Genomic DNA, 21,664 nt, shown 5'->3' with positions numbered 1-21,664 from the left:
GGGGTACGGGTTGATAGCGACAACTATCCCTGTTCAGGGGTTATCGCCGCGTAGTGATGACATATCCGACCGCGGCGTGCGCGGCTGTGAACGCGACGGCGCGGGGTCGTCCATGTAGCGGACCCGGCCCCGATCGTCCATGTACTTCACCCGGTTGATATCACGACCATCGAACGGCACGCGCTCGGCGCCGAGGATGTGGCCGCCGGTGGTGCGCTGCACGCGGCGCACGGCATCGGACAGCGAACGCTCGTCGCCACGGTTGCCGCGCTCGCCCCGCTCCATCATCTCCGCCCGCCCCTGGTCGCCGCGCGGCGGCTGTTGCGCCAGCGCCGAAGACAGCGGCACAGCCGATAGGACCACGCAGGTGGCCAGGGCAATGCGGCGGTGGAAGGGAGCGGAAGACATCGATGCGATCCTAGCCGAGCACGGCGATTCGTTCAAAAGTCGTAAATCCGGCGCCGGGTTCGAAACCCAGCGTTTTACAAATCTTTTGCAAATTCTTGGTTTACAGCGGTGAATCCGGTCTGAACTTTTCCGGCCCTGCGCCCGAGTCGTTCAGCTAAGTGAACATTCGGGACGAATCGCCGTCTCTTGTCAAGTCAGGAATGTGACTGCGGTCACACTGCTGCGCGATCAGCTTCGCGGTCGGTGACCGCCAAGGCCTGTTCGATCAGGCTCCAGCCGGCGCCGGGGCGGTGTGCGCCCTCGCTCAGCACCTGGCGGAATGCTCGCCCACCGGGTTGGCCGTGGAACAGGCCGAGCAGGTGGCGGGTGATGTGCTTCAGCGCCAGGCCTTCGCCCAGCCGCGCCTCGATGTAGGGGCGCATCGCGCGCAGCAGGTCGCCACGGGCCTGCAGCGGGGCGCCGGTGTGCAGCGCCTCCAGCTGATGCAGCAGGTAAGGGTCGTGGTAGGCCGCGCGGCCCAGCATCACGCCATCGACGTGCGCGGCCTGCGCCTGCACCGCCTCGATGCTGGCTAGGCCGCCGTTGATCACCACCGGCAGTGCCGGGCGCTCCTGCTTCAGGCGGTAGGCCCAGTCGTACTTCAGCGGCGGAACCTCGCGGTTCTCCTTCGGCGACAGGCCCTTCAGCCACGCGTTGCGCGCGTGCACCACCACCATCGCCGCACCGGCGGCGACCTGGCGGTCGACGAAGCTGGCAAACACGTCGTAGTCGTTGTCCTCGTCCACGCCCAGGCGGCACTTCACCGTCACCGGGATATCAACCGCATCGACCATGGCCGCAACGCACTCGGCCACCAGCGCCGGCTCGCGCATCAGGCACGCGCCAAAACGCCCGGCCTGCACGCGATCAGACGGGCAGCCGCAGTTGAGGTTGACCTCGTCATAACCCCATTCGGCGGCGATGCGGGCGGCCTGCGCCAGCAGGGCAGGATCACTGCCACCCAATTGCAGGGCCAGCGGCTGTTCGCTGCGGTCGAAGCCGAGCAGGCGCTCGCGGTCGCCGTGGATGACCGCGTTGGCGTGCACCATTTCCGTGTACAGGCGCGCGCCCGGCGCCAGCACGCGATGGAACACGCGGCAATGGCGGTCCGTCCAGTCCATCATGGGGGCAACGGACAGGCGCAGGGAATCGGCGTAACGGGCGGTGGCGGACGTCATCGGGGCGTTGATCGTGGAGACTGGCATTGCCAGTGAGATCAATAGTTTACACCGGGCGGCTGAATGCGCCCGGTCAGCCGCGCGGCGAGCGCCGGTTGGGCCCGGCTCCGGCTGGCGGCCGGGGCGGGCTGGGCGGTGGCGGCGGACGCTTCCTGCCCTCGGGGAGCTTGGGGTTCGCGTTCTCCATGGATACGACCAACTGGTCCAGTGGCGGGTTGGAACCCTTCCTCAACTTAGCCATCGTCTGTCTCCTGGAGAATCTCGACCCACTGCACATCCACTGCGTGAATCAGTATGCCATCGAGCTGCGGAAGCTCGACCACGGCGGGGCTGGCCACGGGATCCGCTGCTGGATCGGCACCTTCATCGGGTGGATCCGCATCCACCAGCCAGGCCGGCATCTGCATGTAGAACTGTCCCGCAGCGGGGCTGATCGGCCACTCCTTGGGGTAGCCGGTCAATCGACGGCCATCCTTCAATTGCAGCACCACGAAGGCAGGACGCGTACCCAGCACGCAGTACCACTCGCTCGGGTGGGACGTACGGGTAGTGAAGCCTGCACGACGGAGAACCCTGTGGAGGGAATCCTTGTTCGCAGCGAGGGCCAATCCTGCCCCAAGCAGTGCGGCGAGGACAAAACCCCATAGCAGGCTGCTGGTCTCGGTCCAGGTCCCCAGCACAAAGCAGCGACCAGCCAGCAGGAGCATCAGTTCGGTGAACTTGACCAGCACCTGGACCGCGAAGGTGAACACCAACGCTTCCACGGTCCGTTCGAACTGCGGCGGCTTGGGATGGGATGTCAGCCCGTAGAACACCCATGCAGACAGGAAACCCGGCAGCAGAAAGGTCAGCAGCGTGGTGGCGTTGTTGAAGAGCGAATCCATTCCGGCAGAAGTACTCCGTCGTGAGGATCACAACGGAGCACGATCACAGCGATTCTTCCACCTTGGGTGGGGTTCACAGGCTGAAGATGCAGCAACCGCAACAGCGGCCATGGCGTTGCAGTTGCTCCACGAGAGCCGATAGCGTCAATGCGCGCTGCCAGCAGCGCCTTTGCCACCCACCTGCTCAATGAGGGTCTGGCTGGCCGCATTGAGCCCCACCACCGTCACCTCCGCCCCATGCGCGGCCAGCTTTTCCTGCGCCCGCTCCAGCGCGGCCACGGCAGTCAGATCCCACAGGTGGGCATCGCGCAGATCGATCTGCACCTTCGGCGCCACGTGCTGGTAATCGAACACCGCACCCAGCTGCCCTGCCGAGGCAAAGAACACCTGCCCGCGCACGCGATAGACCTGCGTGTCATCGGCATCGTCGCGCTGCACGTCCAGCATGCGGCCAACCTTGCGCGCGAAGAACAGGGCCGACAGCAGCACACCGCTGAGCACGCCCTTGGCCAGATCGTGGGTAGCCACGGTGACCACCACCGTCAGCAGCATCACCGCAGAGGAACTGCGCGGATGCGTGCGCAGGTCGCGCAGCGAGCGCCAGCTGAAGGTGCCGATGCTGACCATGATCATCACCGCCACCAGCGCCGCCATTGGGATCTGCCGTACCAGATCGCTGCCGTACACCACCAGCACCAGCAGGAACACGCCAGCCACCAGGCAGGACAGGCGGCCGCGGCCACCGGAGGTCACGTTGATCACCGACTGGCCGATCATCGCGCAACCGGCCATGCCACCGAGGAAGCCGGTGACCGTGTTCGCCACGCCCTGGCCGACACATTCGCGGTTGCGCTCGCTCGGCGTCTCGGTGATGTCCTCGACGATCTGCAGGGTCATCATCGATTCGAGCAGGCCGACCACGGCCAGCGTGGCCGACACCGGCAGCAGGATGCGCAGCGTCTCCCAGGTGAGCGGCACATCGGGCAGCAGGAAATGCGGCAGGTTCTCGGGCAGCTGGCCCATGTCGCCGACGCTGCGTACGTCAACGCCGAAGCCGATCACCACGGCGGTCAGCACCACAATGGCCACCAGCGGTGATGGCACGGCGCGGGTAATGCGTGGCAGCAGGTAGATGATCGCCAGCGCGGCGGCGCACAGCACATAGACCGTAGGTCCGCGACCGATCAGCTCGGGCATCTGCGCCAGGAAGATCAGGATCGCCAGCGCGTTGACGAAGCCGGTGATGACCGAGCGCGAGACGAAGCGCATCAACGCGCCGAGCTTGAACACGCCGGCCAGCACCTGCAGCAGGCCGGCCAGGATACTGGCGGCGAACAGGTACTGCAGGCCATGGTCCTTGACCAGGTCGACCATCACCAGCGCCATTGCACCGGTGGCGGCGGAGATCATGCCAGGGCGGCCGCCAGCAATGGCAGTGATGACGGCAATCGAGAACGCGGCGTACAGGCCAACCTTGGGGTCGACGCCGGCAATGAGCGAGAACGCGATGGCCTCGGGAATCAGGGCCAGGGCTACGACGATGCCGGACAGCAGGTCGCCACGGATGTTGCCGAGCCATTGCTGGCGCAGGGGGTAGAACGTTTGCATGGGAAAGCTCCGCGCACAGGCGGGCGTGGCCGCATGGCGCTGCAGTGGAAAGACACGGGTTCCTGAGCCGGGCGGGCCGGCTGCCGATGTGCGGCAAGGGTCAGGGTGGCGTGATCACTGCAGGCGGACGTCGGTACGTGGGAGGCACGCAGTCTACGGGAAGCGGCCCCACGGGGGTAGCGCGGTTGGCCGGCGAAGGCAGCGAAAGGCAGCGGAGCCTGGCTCCGCTCTACAATTGAACCATGGCCGCCAACCGCCCGCAGTTCTTCGACCCCGCCACCGAACAGGGCGTGCTGCGCCTGTCGATCGCCGCCTCTCTGGTGCTGGCCGCGGCGGCGGTGGTGTTCGGCCTGCTGGCCAATTCCTCGCTGATCATCTTCGACGGCATCTACGGCCTGATCGACGTGGTGATGACCTGGCTGTCACTGCTGGTGGCGCGCCTGATCGCGCTGTCCACGCAGACCGATGCGCTGCAATCGCGGCTCAACCAGCGCTTCACCATGGGCTTCTGGCACCTGGAGCCGATCGTGCTGGGGGTGAGCGGCACACTGATGATCGGTGCGGCGCTGTATGCGCTGGTCAATGCGGTGGACGCGTTGATGTCCGGGGGCCGCCACATCGCCCTCGGCCCGGCCATTGCCTTCGCCGGGCTGTCGATCGTAGGCGAAGCCGCGCTGGCCTGGTTCATCCTGCGCGCCAACCGCCGCATCGGCTCGGAGTTCATCGCGCTGGACGCGAAGAACTGGGTGATCGCGGCCAGCATGTCGGCCTGCTACCTGCTAGCGTTTCTCGGCGGCGTGCTGGTACAGGGCACCTCGTGGGCATGGGTCGGGCCGTACATCGACCCGGCCATCCTCGCCTTCGTCTGCGTGCTGGTGATGATCGCCCCGCTCGGCACGGTGCGCCGGGCGCTGGCCGGCATCCTGCTGGTCACCCCGCCGGAACTGCAGGCCCATGTGGATGCAGTGGCACGCGGGATCGTGGCCAAGCACGGCTTCGTCGAGCACCGCAGCTACGTGGCCCAGGTGGGGCGTGGCGAGCAGATCGAGCTGTTCTTCGTGGTGCCGGAAAACGACCCGCCGCGGCCCCTGGTGGAATGGGACCAGCTGCGCGACGAGATCGGCGATGCACTGGGCGAGGCCTCGCCGGACCGCTGGCTGACCATCATGTTCACCACCGACCGCGAATGGACGATCTAGGCCGGCAGGACGATCGATCAAGTTTTTCGTACGCATTGCAACCCAACGTACGCGGAAACCGGGCAAAGTAGGCTCCATCGCAACACCCACCCACCGACCAGGAGCATCCCGATGTCCATCGAAAAGGTTCTGTACACCGCCCAGGCCACCTCCACCGGCGGCCGTGAAGGCCGTTCCGTCTCCTCCGACAACGTGCTGGATATCCAGCTGTCGACCCCGCGCGAGCTGGGCGGCGCCGGCGGCCCGGGCACCAACCCGGAACAGCTGTTCGCGGCCGGCTACTCGGCTTGCTTCCTGGGCGCGCTGAAGTTCGTGGCTGGCCAGGCCAAGGTCGCGCTGCCGGCCGACACCACCGTGACCGGCAAGGTCGGCATCGGCCAGATCCCGACCGGTTTCGGCATCGAGGCCGAGCTGACCATCAACGTGCCGGGCGTGCCGCGCGAGCAGGTGGAAGAACTGGTGCAGAAGGCGCACATCGTGTGCCCGTACTCGAATGCCACGCGCGGCAACATCGACGTGACGCTGATCGTTGCCTGATGGAACCGGGGTCGGGTTCATTTCGCCTTGTGAACGGGATCCGACCCCGATTCAGGTAATCTGACGAAATATGATGGCGATTTGTTTGACATATCCACCAGTGGCGACTAAGCTTCGCCTGCGAAGCTTAGTCGCCACTGGTGGATCAGATCCGACTGAAGGACCCTGTGGCCCGCATTGGCCTCAGTCCTGCACTCCTGAACCAATTCAAGCGCTCAGTTTGACAATGGGTCACTGCGGCCTCAGGCTTCGCCTGCGAAGCCTGAGGCCGCAGTGACCAATGAAAAATGACCTGCGAGATCGAGCAGTAATAGACGCAACGGCGGAGCTGATTGACGTATTTCAGCTCACCCTGCTGACGGCCTCCCAGGAACTGCCGTCTACGCGCTGCATCAGCCACGCTTCGCTCGTACCGATCATCCAGCGGACGCAGAAGGCGCTCACCTCAGGTACGTTCCGCACCTACTCTGCGGTCAGGATCATCGCGGTGTTGGAGAGCGCTGAACTGCTGCGCCGGTTGCCACTGACGTCACCACGGGGCAGGCCCGTGAAAATCTACGTCCTGGGCTTCAATGAAACCTCGCAGCCCTCCGCTCTGGAGGTCATGCAGGCTTACCGTCCCGCCGGGACGCTTTGCTATTTTTCGGCCCTGGAACTGCACGGGTTGACGACCCAACCGACACCTCACTATCACCTGGCGGAATTCAGGCCAGGCATAGCGTCTTCTGCCGTCGAGCCGCCGGCAGAAAGCAGTGACAAACCGCAATCTCTCGGCGTTGAAGTGTTCACGCTTGAGGATGTGAAGTGCTTCCTGACCAGCCGCGACCCGAACAATCTCCAGGGCATACAACGCCGCCAGCTCCACTCGCAGTGCACGGTGCGGGTCACCACACTTGAGCAGACATTGCTCGATTGCCTGCATCGCCCCCGAAGCGCCGGCGGGCCGGCCGTTGTTTTCGAGGCCTGGGCATCCGGCTTGCCCCGATCAAATGCCGCAAAGCTTTGGGCGCTGCTCGACTCGATCCAAAACCCCAACCTGATGCGGCGCGCCGGTTACATGCTGGAGTACCACCAAACCACTTCTGCCTTGCTGGATCAGATCCGCAGCGCACTGAGGGGTTTTCCCACCGACCAACCTCCCGAATCACTGCTTCCAGGCATTCCATACAGCAATACCGCGAACGACTGGCACCTGCGAACACCTTGAGGAAAGTGCATGAATCGGAGTCAACAGGATGCATGGAAGCGCGAAGCCCTCGATATGTGTTTCCAGGCACTGGCCAGCTGCAACGAACTGTCCCGAAAAATCGTCTACAAAGGTGCCCGCATCCTTGCCCTGCGGCTTGGAGGGCAACAAAGAGCGTCTTATGACCTGGATGCCAACATCCTTCTATCGTTCGCGGTCAGAACGCCAGATAGAAACGAGCAGTCAGCAATCCTGCACGACTTGTTCAGCACTGCGATTTCCAACTTCGCTTCGGCACAGGATCCTGTACGTTTCGAACTGGACAGATTGGACATCACGCACAACCCACCCAACCATCCCATGGGCTGGAATGCCTTTGATGTGAAGGTGAGATTGAAAGACTTCAACAACGAAGGCGTTCGTGGGCTTCCGTTCGTTTCATTTGACGTTGCTGCGCCAGAGGCCCTGGGTGACATTGCCGTTGCCCCATTGGAGGTCGATGGGCACACCGTATTCGCCTACACGCTTGAGCGCATCGCTGGCGAAAAGCTCAGGGCATTTCTCAGCTCGCTTCCCGCCTATCGGACCAAAGTCCAGAAGCCAGGTGAAGTCGTCCGCGTCAAGGATATCTATGATGTTTCAAAGATACTGGCAGCGCATCCGCTCGAAGACACTGCGTTCTGGAATGCCGCGGGCGCCGAATTCAAACTTGCCTGCGCGTCCCGCTTCATCGACTGCAGCAACATGGCGACGTTCTCGGAAGCTCTCGCCGTAACCAAGGCCACTTACGAATCTGACCCGACCTTACCCAAGGACATCGACTTCAACACCGCGTGGACGAATCTGCAGGCGATTGTCGCCTATTGGGAATCCTGCCTCATCCTGCCTATTGCCAACCCATTCCCCATCCAGAAGACGTAAAAATGGGCGGATGCCGGTCGAAACCGAACATCCGCCCATCCCACCTTCGTTGTCCCGCACGGGGGCATGAGGTTGCCGGCCAGCGGCCGGCACTACCAGGTCACTTCTCGCTCGTAATGAGCTGCACGACGCTGGAGAAATCCAGCTTGCCGCGGCCAGCCTGGTGATTCATCGAGTACAGGTTGCGGGCCACTTCGCCCAGCGGGATCGAGGCGCCGACACTCATCGCCGCTTCCACCGCCAGGCCCATGTCCTTCAGCATCAGATCGCTGCCGAAGCCGCCGCTGTAGCCGCGCGAGGCCGGGGCGTTTTCCAGCACGCCCGGCCACGGGTTGCACACTTCGGTGGCCCAGCTGCGGCCGGTGCTGACCGCCATCATCTGCGACAGCACCTTCGGGTCCAGCCCGTGTGCCACGCCCAGCGCGATGGCTTCACCGGTCACCGCCATGATCACGCCCAGCGCCATGTTGTTGCACAGCTTGGCCACTTGGCCGGCACCACTGGCGCCCACATGGAAAATGTTCTTGCCCATCGCCTGCAGCACCGGGCGGGCGCGCTCCAGCGCATCCTCCTCGCCACCGACGATGAAGGTCAGGGTGCCGGCCTGGGCACCGGCGGTACCGCCGGACACCGGTGCGTCGATCATCTGCAGGCCCCGTGCGGCAGCGGCTTCAGAGACCTTGCGGGCGCTGGCCGGTGCGATCGTGCTGCAGTCGATGACCAGTGCGCCGGCCGGAATCGCGGCAAGAATGCCGTCATCGCCCAGGTACACGCCTTCGACGTGGCGGCTGGCCGGCAGCATCGAGATCACCACCTCGGCATCGGCCAGGGTTTCGCGCGCCGATGCGGCCGCGCTGGCGCCGGCATCGACGGCGGCCTGCACCGCGGCCGGGACCAGATCGAACACGCGCACGGTATGACCGTTCTTGACCAGATTGGCGGCCATCGGGCCACCCATGTTGCCCAACCCGATGAATGCAATGCGGCTCATGCAAGGCTCCTTTCAACAAGGGGAGTGCCCAGGTCGGCCAGCGGATGCGCGGCATCGGCCCAGGGGGAAGCGAAGAAGGTGTCGGCCCACGCGCCGGTGGCCTCGGCCAGAGTGGCCGGGTTCCACTGCGGATTGCGGTCCTTGTCGATCAGCAGCGCGCGGATGCCTTCAGCGAAATCACCGTGGGCGGCGCAATGCAGGGCGACGATGTACTCCAGGCGGTAGATCGCGGCCAGGTCCTGACCGGCACTGCGGCGCTGCAGTTCGTACGACAGCCGTGCCGAACCGGGTGCACCGGCGGCGAGGGTCTTCTGTGCTGCCTGCAGCCAGGCATCCTCGGTCTGCAGACCGGCAATGCGCGCAATGATGGCCTGCAGGTCATCGCCTTCGCACAACGCATCAACCTGCGCCGCATTGGCCAGCAGCGGGCCGGTCGCGGCGTCACTGGCATGCGACTGCAGCAGATGGCTGAGCCGTTCGTGGTTGTGTGCGCCATCGCTGGACCACGCGACCTGCAGCAGCGCATCGAACACCGCGCTGCGGCGTTCTTCGGCCACGTGCACGTCGGCCAGGCCGGCGTAGATGGCGTCGCCCGGATTGAGCAGCGCGCCGGTCAGCGCCAGGAACAGGCCGCTCTTGCCGGGTACACGCGGCAGCAGCCAGCTGCCACCCACATCGGGGAAAAGGCCGACGGTGATTTCCGGGAAGGCCAGCTTGGAGCGCTCGCTGACCACGCGGTGGCTGGCGCCGGACATCAGGCCGATGCCGCCGCCCATCACGATGCCGTGGCCCCAGCACAGGATCGGCTTGGCGTAGGTGTGGATGAGGTAATCGACGCGGTATTCAACGTCGAAGAACTCGGCTGCGTAGTCGTTCTCGCGGATGTCGCTGCGGCCGGCCTCGCGGAAGTCGACCATGCTCTTGTACAGGCTGTGCAGGTCACCGCCGGCGCAGAACGCCTTTTCGCCGGCACCCTGCAGCACCACCATGGCGATGCCATCGTCGTCGGCCCAGGCATTCAACTGCTTCAGCAGCAGGTGTGCCATCGGCAGCGAGAAACCGTTGAGCGTACGCGGCGCATTGAGCGTGGCGATGCCGATGCGCGTGCCGTTGCCAGCCACGCGCTCTTCGAACAGCACCGGTGCGTCGTCGGCAGCGGTGTCGGTGCTCATGCGTTCTTCCACTGCGCGGCGCGCTTTTCCAGGAAGGCGGTCACGCCCTCGACCTGGTCGGCGGTGTCGAACAGATCGACGAAGGCTTCGCGTTCGGCCACCAGCGCCGAAGCGTGAGTGCCGGTGCGGGTGGCCTGCACCAGGGTCTTGCAGGCGGCGATGCTGGTCGGGCTCTGCTTGCCGGCCTTCTTCGCCCATTCCAGCGCCAGCGCCTTGGCTTCGCCCTTGCCGACCTTTTCTTCGGCCAGGCCAATGCGCAGCGCGGTCTCGGCGTTGATGCGCTCGCCCAGCAGGATCATGCGCTTGGCCCAGCCCTCGCCAACCAGGCGCGGCAGGTTCTGGGTGCCACCGGCGCACGGCAGCAGGCCGACGGTGGCCTCTGGCAGCGCGACCTGGGCATGGTCTTCGATGATGCGCAGGTCACAGGCCAGCGCGCATTCCAGGCCACCGCCCATGGCGTAGCCGTTGATCGCGGCAATCGACACACCACGGAAACCGGACAGCGCCTCGAAGGCTTCGCCGAAACGGCGTGCGGCTTCGCGTGCGGCGGCCTTGTCGCCCGAGGCGAACTGGTTGAGGTCGGCACCGGCGGAGAAGAACTTCTCGCCATCGCCGGTAATCACCAGCGCGTAGATCTCGCGGTCTGCGTTGAGCGCGCCCACCAGGTCGCGCAGTGCCGACAGGCTGTGCACGGTCCAGGTATGCGCCGGCGGGTTGTGCAGGGTGACCACGGCGGTGTGGCCATCCACCTCCACCTTCAGGCCCACGTGCTCCTGGGTACGCCAATCCTTCATCGCAGTTCCTCTTCGGTGTTGAGCAGGTGACGGGCAACGATCACCCGCATGATCTCGTTGGTGCCTTCCAGGATCTGGTGCACGCGGCAGTCACGCAGCAGGCGCTCGATCGGGTATTCGCGGATGTAGCCGTAGCCACCGTGGATCTGCAGTGCTTCGTTGCAGACGTTGAAACCGGCATCGGTGGCGAAGCGCTTGGCCATCGCGCACCAGACGTTGGCATCGCTGGCACCGGCATCGAGCTTGCGCGCGGCGGTGTGCACCATCTGCCGTGCAGCCACCAGCTGGGTGACCATGTCGGCCAGCTTGAACTGCAGTGCCTGGAACTCGGCCAGCGCCTTGCCGAACTGGCGGCGCTCGCCCATGTAGCGGCGCGCGGCATCCAGCGCGCCCTGCGCCGCACCCAGCGAGCAGGCGGCGATGTTGATGCGGCCGCCGTCCAGCCCCTTCATCGCCAGCTTGAAGCCGCCGCCTTCCTCTCCCAGAAGGTGGCTGACCGGTACGCGGACGTTTTCGAAGGTGATGCCACGGGTGGGCTGGCTGTTCCAGCCCATCTTCTCTTCCTTGCGGCCGAAGCTGATGCCCGGCAGGTCCGCCGGCACCGCAATGGCGCTGACACCGCCGGCACCGGCACCGCCGGTACGTGCCATCACCACCAGCAGTTCGGTGGCACCGGCGCCGGAGATGAAGGCCTTGGAACCGTTCAGCACATAGAAGTCACCATCGCGCACGGCGGTGGTCTTCAACGACGCCGCATCGGAACCGGCACCGGGTTCGGTCAGGCAGTACGAGGCCAGCTTGTTGCCCGAAGACAGATCGGTGCCCCACGCATCGCGCAGCGCCGGCTGGCCCCACTTGGACACCATCCACGAGGCCATGTTATGGATGCTGATGTACGCCGCGGTCGACGGATCGACGTTGGCGAGTTCCTCGATGACGACGGCGGCGTCCAGTCGGCTCAGGCCGCTGCCGCCCACTTCCGGGTCCATGTACAGGCCGCAGAAACCCAGTTCACCGGCCTTGGCGATCGCCTCGCGCGGAAAGATGCCCTCCGCATCCCATCGCGCGGCGTGCGGCGCCAGTTCGGCCTGTGCGAAGTCGCGCGCCGCCTCGCGGTACGCCTGCTGCGCTTCTTCCAGTTCCGTCGTCATCGAGTGGCTCATGGCTGCTCCTGCCGTTACTTCAGGCTGATCGTGGTGTTGACGCCATGGCTGAGCGTCTCGTCATCGAACCAGCGCGCGGTGACCGTCTTGGTCTGGGTGTAGAACAGCACCACCTGCTTGCCATACGGACCCAGGTCGCCCAGCTTGGACGCGCGCGAACCGGTGAACGAGAACAGCGGCACCGGCACCGGGATCGGCACGTTGATGCCGACCTGGCCGACGTCGATGTCTTCCTGGAACTTGCGCGCTGCGGCGCCGGACTGGGTGAACAGTGCGGTGCCGTTGCCGTTCGGGTTGCTGTTGACCATCGCGATGGCCTCTTCCAGCGTCTCTGCTTCGAGGATGACCAGCACCGGCCCGAAGATTTCTTCCTGATAGATGCGCATGTCGGTGGTGACACCGGCAAAGATGGTCGGGCCAACGAAGTTGCCCTTCTCGAAACCATCGACCTGCGGCTTGCGGCCATCCAGCACCAGCTTGGCGCCCTGCTCCACGCCCGAGGCGATCAGGCCTTCCACGCGCTCGCGGGCGCTGCAGGAAATGACCGGACCGACGTCGGTGCCGGCGACGGTGCCGCCGCTGACCTTCAGGGTCTTGGCCTTGGTGACCAGGTCCTGCACCCAGTTGCGTGCTTCACCCACCAGCACCAGGGTGGAGGCGGCCATGCAGCGCTGCCCCGCGGCACCGAAGGCGGCGCCGACCATCGCGTTGAGGGTCTGTTCCTTGTTGGCGTCCGGCAGCACCACGGCGTGGTTCTTGGCGCCCATCATGCACTGCACGCGCTTGCCGGCCAGCGAGGCACGGTTGTAGACGTGGGTGCCGACGCGGGTGGAACCGACGAACGACACGGCCTTGATGTCCGGGTGGTCGCAGATCGCGTTGACCACTTCCTCGCCGCCGTGGACGACGTTCAGCACGCCCTTCGGAATGCCTGCTTCCAAGGCAAGCTCGACCAGGCGCATGGTGACCATCGGGTCCTGCTCGGACGGCTTGAGGATGAAGGTGTTGCCCGTTGCAATCGCCATCGGGAACATCCACAGCGGGATCATCGCCGGGAAGTTGAACGGGGTGATGCCGGCGCACACGCCCAGCGGCTGCATGATCGTGTAGGTGTCCACGCCATTGGCCACGTTGTTGGCCAGCTCGCCCAGCTGCAGGTTGCCGATGGCGGCGGCGTGCTCGACCACTTCCAGGCCGCGGAACACATCGCCTTCGGCGTCCGGCAGGGTCTTGCCCTGTTCGGCGGTGAGGATGTGGGCCAGCTCGCTCATGTTCTCGCGGATCAGCTGCTGGTACTTCAGGAAGATGCGCGCGCGGGTGCCGATCGGGGTCTTGCGCCAGGTCTTGAAGGCTTCCTTGGCGGCGGCGACGGCGGCGTCCACTTCGCCGGTGGTGGCGAACGGCACCTTGGCCAGCACGTCCTGGGTGGCCGGATTGATCACGTCCTGCCAGTGGGAGGTGGCCGATTCAACGAACTGGCCATCGATCAGCATGCGGATACGGGGCGCTGCAACAGTCATGACGACAATCCCACAGGGTGCGAAAGATGCTTGGCATTATTCACAGCACCCACCTCGATTTCCGGGCTGAATCCGCTTAATCTGGCCAACACGCCAGACGATTCATGTTAATTCTGTGAATTATTCAGCCACCCAGCGTCAACTCGGCCTGCGCCTGCTGCGGCTGCGCGAGCAGCGCGGCTACAGCCAGGCGGATCTGGCACGGGCGCTGGGACTGTCGGCCAGTTACCTGAACCAGATCGAGCGCAACAAGCGCCCACTCACGCCAGCGGTGCAGAAGAAGCTGGGCGAGGTATTGGGCGACGTTTCTTCGTTGTTCGACGAAGATGAGCCCGCCGCTCTGCAGGAAGCGCTGGGCGAGACTCTGCGCGACCTCGGCCTGGCCGAAGTCAGCGCGACCGAGCTGCGCGCGCTGGCCGGCAACCTGCCGCAGGTCAGCCGCGCGCTGCTGGACCTGCATCGCCGCCACCTGGCGCTGCGCGAGCATGCCGCCGCGCTGGAGTTCCAGCTGGGCGAGCCCGGTGCCGGCAGCACCCTGCCCGCCGGTGACCAGGTGCGCGAGTTCTTCAACCGCATGCACAACCACATCCCCGAACTGGACGAGCTGGCCGAGCAGCTGTTCGCCGAATGGGGGCTGTCGCCCGGGCATGTGGCACCGCGGCTGCGCCAGCTGCTGGCCGACCGCCATGGTGTGCTGGTGGAAGTGGCCGCACTGCAGGCCGGGCGCGAGAAACGGCAATACGATGCCGGTGCGCGGCGGCTGTGGCTGCCCGATTACCTTGAGCCCGGCCAGCAGGCGTTCCAGATGGCGGCCGAGCTGGCCCTTCACGGCTACCTGCCGCAGATCGATGCGGTAGTGGCGCGCGCTGGCTTTACCGATGAGGCACGCATCGCGCAGGCGCGGATTGGCTTGTCGAATTACTTCGCCGGTGCGTTGGTGATGCCGTACATGCGTTTCCTGCGTGCGGCCGAGGCCAGCAGTTACGACATCGAGCTGCTGGCGCACCAGTTCGGCGTGGGCTTTGAAGCGGTCTGTCATCGGCTGAGCACGTTGGCGCGGCGCAGCGCGCCCGGCCTGCCGTTCTTCTTCATCCGCGTGGACCGTGCCGGCAACGTGTCCAAACGCCATTCGGCCACCGATTTCCATTTCTCGCAGGTGGGTGGTTCTTGTCCGCTGTGGATCGTCTACGAGGCGTTCAACCAGCCCGGACGCATCCTTACGCAGACGGCGCGCATGCCCGATGGGCGCCGCCATTTCTGGCTGGCGCGGCAGGTCAGCAGTGGCCCGGTGGGCCATGGCCAACCGCGCAAGACCTTCGCGGTGGCGCTGGGGTGCGATCTGCAACATGCCGAGCGGCTGGTGTATTCACTGGGACTGGATGTGCAGAGCCCGGGCAATTCGGTGTCGATCGGGCCGGGGTGCCGGGTGTGTCCGCGTGAGGACTGCATGCAGCGCGCGTTCGCGCAGTTGCCGGGGCGGTAGGGTTGGTTCGGCAGGGCTGCGCCCTGCACCTGCGGTAGTGCCGGCCGCTGGCCGGCAACCTCAAAAGCAACAGCTGGCATTCCATGGGTTGGCGGGGCGGGTCCGGACAACCGATTTGGTAGGTGCCAACCTTGGTTGGCACAACCTTGCCGTGCGCGAAGTGCATCCACGCGTGGCGTGGCTCTACTAGTCCCAGAACACGGTCAACACGCGGTGACCTGTGGAGGGCGCAGGCGCGTCGATGTGTTGCCCGTACGGCCAGCCTTCGCCGACGCCGTCGCATTCCAGGCCCTGCAGCCAGCCTTCCACGGTTGCGGCATCGGCGCTGGTCAAGACGTGCACGTTCTCTGCAGCTGGCCATTCGCTGTCGTCTTCCAATGCACTGCCCCAGTCTTGGTGCAGGCCCACGTAGACACCTTCCACTTCAGACTTTGCCGCAATCGCAACCAAGCGTGCGTATACCTCGGCAATCGGTGGGCGCCCATAGCCCCACTGGTTCGGTGCGATGCACTCCTCGAAATCGTTGCCTTCGAAATACGCGGCCAGCGGCACCACCGGCAGGTGCTCCGGATCGCGTTGATCGAGGCGTTCAAGCACGTCCAGCAGCTTCTGGCGAGGGGACATGGGGCATTCCTTGCAATGGGGAGCCGCGATTGTATCCATCGCGATCAATAGATCGGCGTCACCTTCATCTGCGGCAGCGGGCGCGGTGCGCCGTCGGTGAGGTCCGGGCCGAGGTCCTCCCAGGTACGTCCCTGCTCGACCATCAGCCCCCACAACTGCTGCGATGCCAGCCGCTTGTCTTCCGAGCCCAGCTTGTACGACGGTGGCGCCGGCTGGCCACTGGCAACCATCGAGTACGCCGCGCGGTAGGCCAGTACCTGCTGCGCCGGGTCGTCGGTGCGCGCCACTTCCAGCGTGTAGCGCTGGTAGGCCGAGGCCAGGTTGCGCCAGCGGATCCAGTAATGGTTCTCGAACGAGAACGAACAGAAGCGTGCACCGGCCAGGCTGCCCTTATCGGCAATGCGGGTCAGCACCTCCTGTGGCATGTCCAGGTTCATGCCGCCTTCGTCGCCCTGCAGGCTGACGTGCACGATGCGGTCGCGGTAGCCCGGTGCGCGCGCCTGCAGCAGGTCGCGCCAGTTCTGCATGGTCGCCACCACCGCGAACAGGAAACGGCCCAGTTCTGCGGCCGCCAGCGGCGTAGCGATCGACTGGTAGGTACGCTGCCAGCCGTGGCGGTTCTCGGTGGGCAGGAACACGGCGTGTTCCAGCGCCTGGCGGCCACTGCTGCCGTGGCTCACGTCTTCGGCGTGCTGCGGGTAGACCAGATTGATGGCGAAGGTCGGCCAGCGTGGCAACGCGGCATCGAACAGGTGGATCGGGAAGTTGCTGCTGATGCCACCATCGGAGAACCAGCAGATGCGGAAAGCGGTGATCACCGGGCCGCAGGTCTGCCCGGCACTGGTCAGCCCTTCCATGCTGTCGGCCACATTGTGCTCCTGGTCGGCCGCAGGTGCGGTCGGTTCGCAGCGACGCTCGCGGCGCGAGGGCTCATGCAACGGCACCGCGCTGATCAGCAGCGGGAAGCTCAGGCTCATGCGCGTGGCCACCAGCACCGGCAGCTTCGGGCCCTGCGGCAGGTGGTAGTACCGGCGCCCTTCCACCTCCAGTGGCGGGCCGGCCTGCGTCACCAGCCACTGCACCACGCTGGCCGGAAACAGCTGCTCGAACTCCTCGCGCAGGAACCAGAACTGCGCGCCGCCCAGCGGCAGCGTGCGCGGCTCATTGTGCGACACGCAGGTGGTGATCATCTGCAGGCTGATCGCATGCGGGCTGTCCGGCTCGCCGGCATAGCGCGGCGCATCGTGCAGATCGGCGAACGTGAGCGGTGCATCCAGCGGCTTGCCGGACAGCTGCTGCAGGCACTCGTGCAACCATTCGGTCAATGCCGGCGTGCGTGCATCGCGGCCGAGGCCGCTGCACAGGCCCAGCAGGTTACGGCGCGCCACCCGCGCTATCCGCAGCGCGGCACCGGCCACGCCGACACCGTACGCGCACAGCAGTGATGGCAGCAGCGTGGCGGCCACGCCGCTCCAACCGCCGCCCCACCAGCCCAGGCCGAGCAGCAGCGCCAGCGACACCAGCACCTCCAGTGGCGCAATCTCGAACACCGCGATGGCCAGGCATAGCAGCTTGTGTGGCAGGCGGGCATTGCCGGTCAGCACCACCAGCAACCGGTAGGCGGCGCGCGCGCCCCGTGCCGGCTGGAACAGGCTGTAGATGAAGCCGCGCCGCGACAGCTGCGCCGACACCGCCGACAGCCCGCCGTAGCCGGCATCGCCGGGCAGGTGCTCGCCGGCCTGCTGGCGGCGATCACCGCATGCCGCCGCGGCCGCTACGGCTGCAGCGATGGCGCCGGCCGAGGTGCCGCCGATGCTCTTGAAGCGATACTCGCGCGCCAGCGCCAGTACCGCATTGGGGTACACGATGCCGCTGGTGATGCCACCTTTCATGACCAGATCGCAGTACTTCGCCGCCACGAGCCACCTCCCGTCTGTCGGAGCCCAGTATGGCAAGAGGCGCTCTCACAGCCTGAGAAGCGAGCCACAGCCCTGCGCTTTCATTGGCCCTTGACCATTGGCCTCGACGCGTCCACCGTGGGCACGCCGAAGGTATCCCTGCCGTGGCATTGATGGCGGCAGGGATTTAAACGGGAATCCGGTGAAGGCGCCTCGCGCGCCCATTCCGGAGCTGCCCCGCAGCGGTGAATGGAAACGAATCCTGCCAACGGCACTGGGCTCACGCCTGGGAAGCGGCGGGTAGTAGGTGGGCTGCGGCCCGTGTCCATCAGCCCGAATACCGGCCCCGGCCGGGGGACACGACCGTCCCCTGACTCGACCTGGAATCTCCGCGGGGAGGTTGCCGGGGCCGTCGTTGTCCTGCGCGTGCAGGCGGTGCGGCCGCGTGCGTCCTGTTCACGGTTTCCGGCCAGACCTGTTCACCCACGCGCTGATGCATGGGCCACCGCCGTTGCCGGCGGTCCATGCGGTACCTGACGATGACCGAGCTCCAACGCCCCACCCTGTCCCTGCCCGAAAACGGCCAGCGCCTGCTGCTGCACTCGTGCTGCGCCCCCTGCTCCGGCGAAGTGATGGAGGCGATCACCGCCTCCGGGATCGACTACGCAATCTTCTTCTACAACCCCAACATCCACCCGGTGAAGGAATACGAGCTGCGCAAGCAGGAGAACATCCGCTTCGCCGAACAGCACGACATCCCGTTCATCGACTGCGACTACGACACCGACAATTGGTTCAGCCGTGCACGCGGCATGGAAAACGAGCCCGAGCGCGGCATCCGCTGCACGATGTGCTTCGACATGCGCTTCGAGCGCACTGCGCTGTACGCGCACGAGCACGGCTACGACACCATCAGTTCGTCGCTGGGCATCTCGCGCTGGAAGAACATGGCGCAGATCAACGACTGCGGCATCCGTGCCGCGTCGCGCTATGAAGGCCTGCAGTACTGGGACTACAACTGGCGCAAGGGCGGCGGTGCCAGCCGCATGATCGAGATCAGCAAGCGCGAGCAGTTCTACCAGCAGGAATACTGCGGCTGCGTGTACTCGCTGCGCGATGCCAACCGTCACCGCCGCGAGAATGGCCGCGAACGGATCAAGATCGGCCTGCTGTACTACGGGCAGGACGCTGAGACGCCGCAGGGCGATTGACGTGTGGGCATGGGGCGGCCACGCTGGTCGCCCCTTCTGCTGTACCGGAACTGCCATGACCGCCCTGCCCGCCGATGTCGCCCTGCTGGTGATCGACCTGCAGCCGGACTTCATGCCCGGTGGCGCGCTGGCCTGCGACCAAGGCGATGCGCTGGTGGCACCGATCGCCGATCTGCTGGCACAGCGCCGCTACCGCACCGTGGTGGCAACACAGGACTGGCACCCGGCCGACCATGCCTCGTTCGCCAGCCAGCACCCCGGCCAACGCCCCTTCGAGACCATCCTGCTGCACGCGCAGCCGCAGACCCTGTGGCCGGACCACTGCGTGCAGGGCAGCGCCGGTGCCGCGCTGCATCCGGGCGTGGACTGGACCGTGGCCGACCTGATCCTGCGCAAGGGCACGCGCCAACAGGTGGATTCATACAGCGCCTTCCGCGAGAACCATGGCCCCGATGGCGAGCGCCCGGCCACCGGCCTGGCCGGCTGGCTGCACGAACGCCGCATCCGCGAAGTGCACTTGTGCGGCCTGGCCCGCGACTACTGCGTGCTGTGGAGCGCGCAGGACGCGGTGAAGTCCGGCTTCCGGGTGAAATTCCTGTGGGAGCTGACCAAGCCGGTGACCGACGCCAACGACGCGATGGTGCGTGAAGCGCTGGGCAAGGCGGGGATTTCGATCGCCTGAGGCGTGACCGCCGGGCATGGCCCGGCGCTACCGCGCACGTCGCTTATGCCGCTTGCGCGCTCCTGCCCACGACAACACAATCGATTCATCCAGCCCCCTAACTACGCCCCCCTACAGATCACGGGACGGCCGAACCGGGGGCTTTTCATTGGATGAAATCAGGATTCGGTAGTGCCGGCCGCTGGCCGGCAACCTCGGGATCTCTGCAGTTGCCGGCCAGCGGCCGGCACTACCGGATAGCACCCGTGGTAGCGCCGGGCCATGCCCGGCGGACGCGGGATGGGCGATTACCGGAACACCACCGTTCGGTGCCCGTTGAGCAGGATGCGGTGCTCCACATGGCGGCGCACGGCGCGCGCCAGCACCAGCGATTCGGTATCGCTGCCCAGCCGCACCAGCTCGCGCGGCGCCATCGCGTGGTCCACGCGGGCCACGTCCTGTTCGATGATCGGGCCTTCGTCCAGATCCTCGGTGACGTAGTGCGCGGTGGCGCCGATGATCTTGACCCCGCGCGCGTGTGCCTGGTGGTACGGCTGCGCGCCCTTGAAGCTGGGCAGGAAGCTGTGGTGGATGTTGATCGCACGGCCGGCCAGCGCGCGGCACAGCGTGGGTGACAGGATCTGCATGTAGCGCGCCAGCACCACCAGATCGATGCGTTCGCGCTCGACCAGGTCGATGATCTGCTGTTGCTGCACCGCGCGCGTATCAGCGGTCACCGGCAGGTGGTGGAACGGCACTTGGTAGGACGCCGCCAGCGGCGCGAAGTCGGCGTGGTTGGACGCTACTGCGGCAATGTCCACCTTCAGCTGGCCGCTGTGGGCACGGAACAGCAGGTCGTTGAGGCAGTGCCCCTGCTTGCTGACCAGCACCAGCAGGCGTGCACGGCGGCGGCCATCATGCAGCTGCCAGTCCATGCCGAAGCCGGCGGCGAGCGTGGCCATGGCGGCGTGCACGGTCTCCAGCGGCAGGCCGGCATCGCGATCGAAATGCACGCGCAGGAAGAAGCGGCCGCTCTCCTCGTCGCCGAACTGCTGGGCGTCGAGAATGTTGCAGCCGTGGTCGAACAGCAGGCCGGATACGCGGTAGACGATGCCGGTACGGTCGGGACAGGACAGGGTGAGGATGGAATCGGGGCGCATCGCCCGAGTGTAGGGCAGCAGCCTGTCCTCGGGATCGATGGTCACCGATGCAACCGACCTGCTTGGTTCAGTCCCAAGCGATACTTGGGTTTCTCCATGGCAAGCTGGTCGGTCATGAACCTGTTGCAACTGATCCGCAGCTTCACCCGCACCGCAGAGACCGGCAGCATTGCCGCAGCGGCCCGCATCCTTGGCATCAGCGCCACCGCAGTCGGCCAGAACATCAACCGGCTGGAGGCGCATCTGGGCGTACGGTTGCTGAACCGAAGTACGCGCCAGCTGGCCCTCAGCGAGGCCGGCGCGCTGTACCTGGCGCAGGTGCGCCACATCGAAGCCGACCTGGCGCGCGCGCAGGCGATGGTCACCTCTGGTGACATCGAACCGGCCGGACCACTACGCATCGCCAGCAGCAGCGCGTTCGGTCGCCACGTACTTGCCCCCTTGCTGCCTTCGCTGCAGCAGCGCTACCCGCAACTGCAGCTGGAGCTGCGCCTGACTGACCGCGCCGTGCAGCACGGCCCGGAAGCGGTGGATGCCAGCATCCGCATCGGTGCACAGCTGGAGGACGGGGTCGTCGCACGGCAGCTGGCGCGCGTGCCGTTCGTGTTCTGCGCCTCGCCGGCCTACCTGAAGGCACACGGCACCCCGCAGCAACCCTCCGAGCTGAGCGGCCATCGCGGGCTGCTGCACCGCTTCCCCACCGATGGCCGGCCGCTGCGCTGGGGCCTGCTGAAGGATGGCCAGCGCGTGGACGCCGCACTGCCGCCGAGCATGGTCTGCGATGACATCGATGCGCTGGCGACGCTGGCCGCAGCCGGTGCCGGCATCACCCGGCTGGCCGCATTCGTGGCAGAGCCGTACCTGCGCGATGGCCGCCTGCAGGCAGTGTTCGGCGCCGACACTGCATGGCGCCCGGAGCCGATGGAGGTCTATTTCTGCGTCAGCGACCGCCGCGATTTCACTGCCAAGATCCGCGCGCTGTTCGAGCACCTGCAGGCCGGCATGGCGCCGGCCTGGCGGGTGTGAA

General features: G+C 66.0%; 20 protein-coding genes and 1 riboswitch. Of the genes, 8 read left to right on the top strand and 12 right to left on the bottom strand.

Annotated elements, in window-relative coordinates; all coding sequences use genetic code 11:
• Nucleotides 1-33 precede the first annotated feature (33 nt).
• From MG068_RS01090 to MG068_RS01075, 4 genes are all read right to left on the bottom strand, one after another.
• The gene (locus MG068_RS01090; RefSeq protein ID WP_049399851.1) at nucleotides 34-408 is read right to left on the bottom strand and encodes a hypothetical protein; all 375 of its coding nucleotides are present in this window, start codon (nucleotides 406-408) and stop codon (nucleotides 34-36) included.
• A gap of 212 nt (nucleotides 409-620) precedes the next feature.
• Entirely contained in the window at nucleotides 621-1,652 is a 1,032-nt protein-coding gene (gene dusA, locus MG068_RS01085; RefSeq protein WP_132808841.1) for a tRNA dihydrouridine(20/20a) synthase DusA, read from the bottom strand.
• Between the two features lie 206 nt (nucleotides 1,653-1,858).
• Nucleotides 1,859-2,509, bottom strand: a complete 651-nt coding sequence (locus MG068_RS01080; protein ID WP_049399849.1) for a DUF6338 family protein — start codon at nucleotides 2,507-2,509, stop codon at nucleotides 1,859-1,861.
• A gap of 144 nt (nucleotides 2,510-2,653) precedes the next feature.
• Nucleotides 2,654-4,117: a SulP family inorganic anion transporter gene (locus MG068_RS01075; protein ID WP_132808839.1), complete on the bottom strand. Its 1,464-nt coding sequence runs from the start codon at nucleotides 4,115-4,117 to the stop codon at nucleotides 2,654-2,656.
• A 242-nt stretch (nucleotides 4,118-4,359) separates the two neighbouring features.
• Here MG068_RS01075 and MG068_RS01070 point away from each other — a divergent pair, with 242 nt between their 5' ends.
• From MG068_RS01070 to MG068_RS01055, 4 genes are all read left to right on the top strand, one after another.
• Entirely contained in the window at nucleotides 4,360-5,316 is a 957-nt protein-coding gene (locus MG068_RS01070; protein ID WP_132808837.1) for a cation diffusion facilitator family transporter, read from the top strand.
• A 111-nt stretch (nucleotides 5,317-5,427) separates the two neighbouring features.
• Entirely contained in the window at nucleotides 5,428-5,853 is a 426-nt protein-coding gene (locus MG068_RS01065; RefSeq protein WP_004153735.1) for an organic hydroperoxide resistance protein, read from the top strand.
• A gap of 280 nt (nucleotides 5,854-6,133) precedes the next feature.
• Nucleotides 6,134-7,060: a type IV toxin-antitoxin system AbiEi family antitoxin domain-containing protein gene (locus MG068_RS01060; protein ID WP_049463053.1), complete on the top strand. Its 927-nt coding sequence runs from the start codon at nucleotides 6,134-6,136 to the stop codon at nucleotides 7,058-7,060.
• Nucleotides 7,061-7,069: 9 nt separating this feature from the next.
• Nucleotides 7,070-7,960, top strand: a complete 891-nt coding sequence (locus tag MG068_RS01055; protein WP_049399844.1) for a nucleotidyl transferase AbiEii/AbiGii toxin family protein — start codon at nucleotides 7,070-7,072, stop codon at nucleotides 7,958-7,960.
• A 100-nt stretch (nucleotides 7,961-8,060) separates the two neighbouring features.
• Here MG068_RS01055 and mmsB read toward each other — a convergent pair whose 3' ends face one another.
• Genes mmsB through MG068_RS01030 form a run of 5 tightly spaced genes read right to left on the bottom strand, consistent with a single transcriptional unit; the run spans nucleotide 8,061 to nucleotide 13,600 of the window.
• Nucleotides 8,061-8,951, bottom strand: a complete 891-nt coding sequence (mmsB, locus tag MG068_RS01050) for a 3-hydroxyisobutyrate dehydrogenase (RefSeq protein ID WP_004136647.1) — start codon at nucleotides 8,949-8,951, stop codon at nucleotides 8,061-8,063.
• Complete coding sequence (locus MG068_RS01045; protein WP_132808835.1) at nucleotides 8,948-10,123, bottom strand: enoyl-CoA hydratase/isomerase family protein; 1,176 nt, start codon at nucleotides 10,121-10,123, stop codon at nucleotides 8,948-8,950. The genes mmsB and MG068_RS01045 overlap by 4 nt, the downstream gene beginning before the upstream one ends.
• Complete coding sequence (locus tag MG068_RS01040; RefSeq protein ID WP_132808833.1) at nucleotides 10,120-10,917, bottom strand: enoyl-CoA hydratase; 798 nt, start codon at nucleotides 10,915-10,917, stop codon at nucleotides 10,120-10,122. The genes MG068_RS01045 and MG068_RS01040 overlap by 4 nt, the downstream gene beginning before the upstream one ends.
• Nucleotides 10,914-12,080 carry an acyl-CoA dehydrogenase family protein gene (locus MG068_RS01035; RefSeq protein ID WP_071229412.1) on the bottom strand — a complete coding sequence of 389 codons (1,167 nt, stop codon included), beginning with the start codon at nucleotides 12,078-12,080 and terminating at the stop codon, nucleotides 10,914-10,916. Before MG068_RS01035 ends, MG068_RS01040 begins: the two co-directional genes overlap by 4 nt.
• A 14-nt stretch (nucleotides 12,081-12,094) precedes the next feature.
• A complete protein-coding gene (locus tag MG068_RS01030; RefSeq protein WP_049399840.1) occupies nucleotides 12,095-13,600 on the bottom strand; it encodes a CoA-acylating methylmalonate-semialdehyde dehydrogenase in 1,506 nt (501 codons plus the stop codon).
• A gap of 115 nt (nucleotides 13,601-13,715) precedes the next feature.
• On the opposite strand from MG068_RS01030, the gene MG068_RS01025 reads away from it, so the two are divergent.
• Complete coding sequence (locus MG068_RS01025) at nucleotides 13,716-15,083, top strand: helix-turn-helix domain-containing protein (protein ID WP_132808831.1); 1,368 nt, start codon at nucleotides 13,716-13,718, stop codon at nucleotides 15,081-15,083.
• Nucleotides 15,084-15,269: 186 nt separating this feature from the next.
• Here MG068_RS01025 and MG068_RS01015 read toward each other — a convergent pair whose 3' ends face one another.
• A complete protein-coding gene (locus MG068_RS01015; protein WP_132808827.1) occupies nucleotides 15,270-15,707 on the bottom strand; it encodes a hypothetical protein in 438 nt (145 codons plus the stop codon).
• A 44-nt stretch (nucleotides 15,708-15,751) separates the two neighbouring features.
• Nucleotides 15,752-17,599 (bottom strand): patatin-like phospholipase family protein, encoded by a 1,848-nt coding sequence (locus tag MG068_RS01010; RefSeq protein ID WP_165929913.1) that lies wholly within the window; start codon nucleotides 17,597-17,599, stop codon nucleotides 15,752-15,754.
• A 154-nt stretch (nucleotides 17,600-17,753) separates the two neighbouring features.
• Nucleotides 17,754-17,968: riboswitch (cobalamin riboswitch) on the top strand.
• Nucleotides 17,969-18,129: 161 nt separating this feature from the next.
• Here MG068_RS01010 and MG068_RS01005 point away from each other — a divergent pair.
• Both MG068_RS01005 and pncA read left to right on the top strand, forming a co-directional pair.
• A complete protein-coding gene (locus MG068_RS01005; RefSeq protein ID WP_080291760.1) occupies nucleotides 18,130-18,816 on the top strand; it encodes an epoxyqueuosine reductase QueH in 687 nt (228 codons plus the stop codon).
• A gap of 55 nt (nucleotides 18,817-18,871) precedes the next feature.
• Nucleotides 18,872-19,498 (top strand): bifunctional nicotinamidase/pyrazinamidase, encoded by a 627-nt coding sequence (pncA, locus tag MG068_RS01000; RefSeq protein ID WP_132808823.1) that lies wholly within the window; start codon nucleotides 18,872-18,874, stop codon nucleotides 19,496-19,498.
• Nucleotides 19,499-19,785: 287 nt separating this feature from the next.
• On the opposite strand, the gene purU is transcribed toward pncA, so the two are convergent.
• Nucleotides 19,786-20,637 (bottom strand): formyltetrahydrofolate deformylase, encoded by an 852-nt coding sequence (gene purU, locus MG068_RS00995; protein WP_132811091.1) that lies wholly within the window; start codon nucleotides 20,635-20,637, stop codon nucleotides 19,786-19,788.
• A 114-nt stretch (nucleotides 20,638-20,751) separates the two neighbouring features.
• On the opposite strand from purU, the gene MG068_RS00990 reads away from it, so the two are divergent.
• Nucleotides 20,752-21,663 carry a LysR family transcriptional regulator gene (locus MG068_RS00990; RefSeq protein ID WP_049399772.1) on the top strand — a complete coding sequence of 304 codons (912 nt, stop codon included), beginning with the start codon at nucleotides 20,752-20,754 and terminating at the stop codon, nucleotides 21,661-21,663.
• Nucleotide 21,664: the final 1 nt, after the last annotated feature.

This window comes from Stenotrophomonas sp. ASS1, assembly GCF_004346925.1.
Taxonomy (GTDB): domain Bacteria; phylum Pseudomonadota; class Gammaproteobacteria; order Xanthomonadales; family Xanthomonadaceae; genus Stenotrophomonas; species Stenotrophomonas maltophilia_A.
The sequence above is the reverse complement of the archived record's forward strand: the minus strand, read 5'-3'. Positions and strand labels throughout refer to the sequence as shown.

Bases quoted from the DNA above. Each gene is read 5' to 3' on its own strand.
- MG068_RS01090 (WP_049399851.1), bottom strand. From the start codon at position 408: ATGTCTTCCGCTCCCTTCCACCGCCGCATTGCCCTGGCCACCTGCGTG.
- dusA (WP_132808841.1), bottom strand. From the start codon at position 1,652: ATGCCAGTCTCCACGATCAACGCCCCGATGACGTCCGCCACCGCCCGT.
- MG068_RS01080 (WP_049399849.1), bottom strand. From the start codon at position 2,509: ATGGATTCGCTCTTCAACAACGCCACCACGCTGCTGACCTTTCTGCTG.
- MG068_RS01075 (WP_132808839.1), bottom strand. From the start codon at position 4,117: ATGCAAACGTTCTACCCCCTGCGCCAGCAATGGCTCGGCAACATCCGT.
- MG068_RS01070 (WP_132808837.1), top strand. From the start codon at position 4,360: ATGGCCGCCAACCGCCCGCAGTTCTTCGACCCCGCCACCGAACAGGGC.
- MG068_RS01065 (WP_004153735.1), top strand. From the start codon at position 5,428: ATGTCCATCGAAAAGGTTCTGTACACCGCCCAGGCCACCTCCACCGGC.
- MG068_RS01060 (WP_049463053.1), top strand. From the start codon at position 6,134: ATGAAAAATGACCTGCGAGATCGAGCAGTAATAGACGCAACGGCGGAG.
- MG068_RS01055 (WP_049399844.1), top strand. From the start codon at position 7,070: ATGAATCGGAGTCAACAGGATGCATGGAAGCGCGAAGCCCTCGATATG.
- mmsB (WP_004136647.1), bottom strand. From the start codon at position 8,951: ATGAGCCGCATTGCATTCATCGGGTTGGGCAACATGGGTGGCCCGATG.
- MG068_RS01045 (WP_132808835.1), bottom strand. From the start codon at position 10,123: ATGAGCACCGACACCGCTGCCGACGACGCACCGGTGCTGTTCGAAGAG.
- MG068_RS01040 (WP_132808833.1), bottom strand. From the start codon at position 10,917: ATGAAGGATTGGCGTACCCAGGAGCACGTGGGCCTGAAGGTGGAGGTG.
- MG068_RS01035 (WP_071229412.1), bottom strand. From the start codon at position 12,080: ATGAGCCACTCGATGACGACGGAACTGGAAGAAGCGCAGCAGGCGTAC.
- MG068_RS01030 (WP_049399840.1), bottom strand. From the start codon at position 13,600: ATGACTGTTGCAGCGCCCCGTATCCGCATGCTGATCGATGGCCAGTTC.
- MG068_RS01015 (WP_132808827.1), bottom strand. From the start codon at position 15,707: ATGTCCCCTCGCCAGAAGCTGCTGGACGTGCTTGAACGCCTCGATCAA.
- MG068_RS01010 (WP_165929913.1), bottom strand. From the start codon at position 17,599: ATGAAAGGTGGCATCACCAGCGGCATCGTGTACCCCAATGCGGTACTG.
- MG068_RS01005 (WP_080291760.1), top strand. From the start codon at position 18,130: ATGCGGTACCTGACGATGACCGAGCTCCAACGCCCCACCCTGTCCCTG.
- pncA (WP_132808823.1), top strand. From the start codon at position 18,872: ATGACCGCCCTGCCCGCCGATGTCGCCCTGCTGGTGATCGACCTGCAG.
- purU (WP_132811091.1), bottom strand. From the start codon at position 20,637: ATGCGCCCCGATTCCATCCTCACCCTGTCCTGTCCCGACCGTACCGGC.
- MG068_RS00990 (WP_049399772.1), top strand. From the start codon at position 20,752: ATGAACCTGTTGCAACTGATCCGCAGCTTCACCCGCACCGCAGAGACC.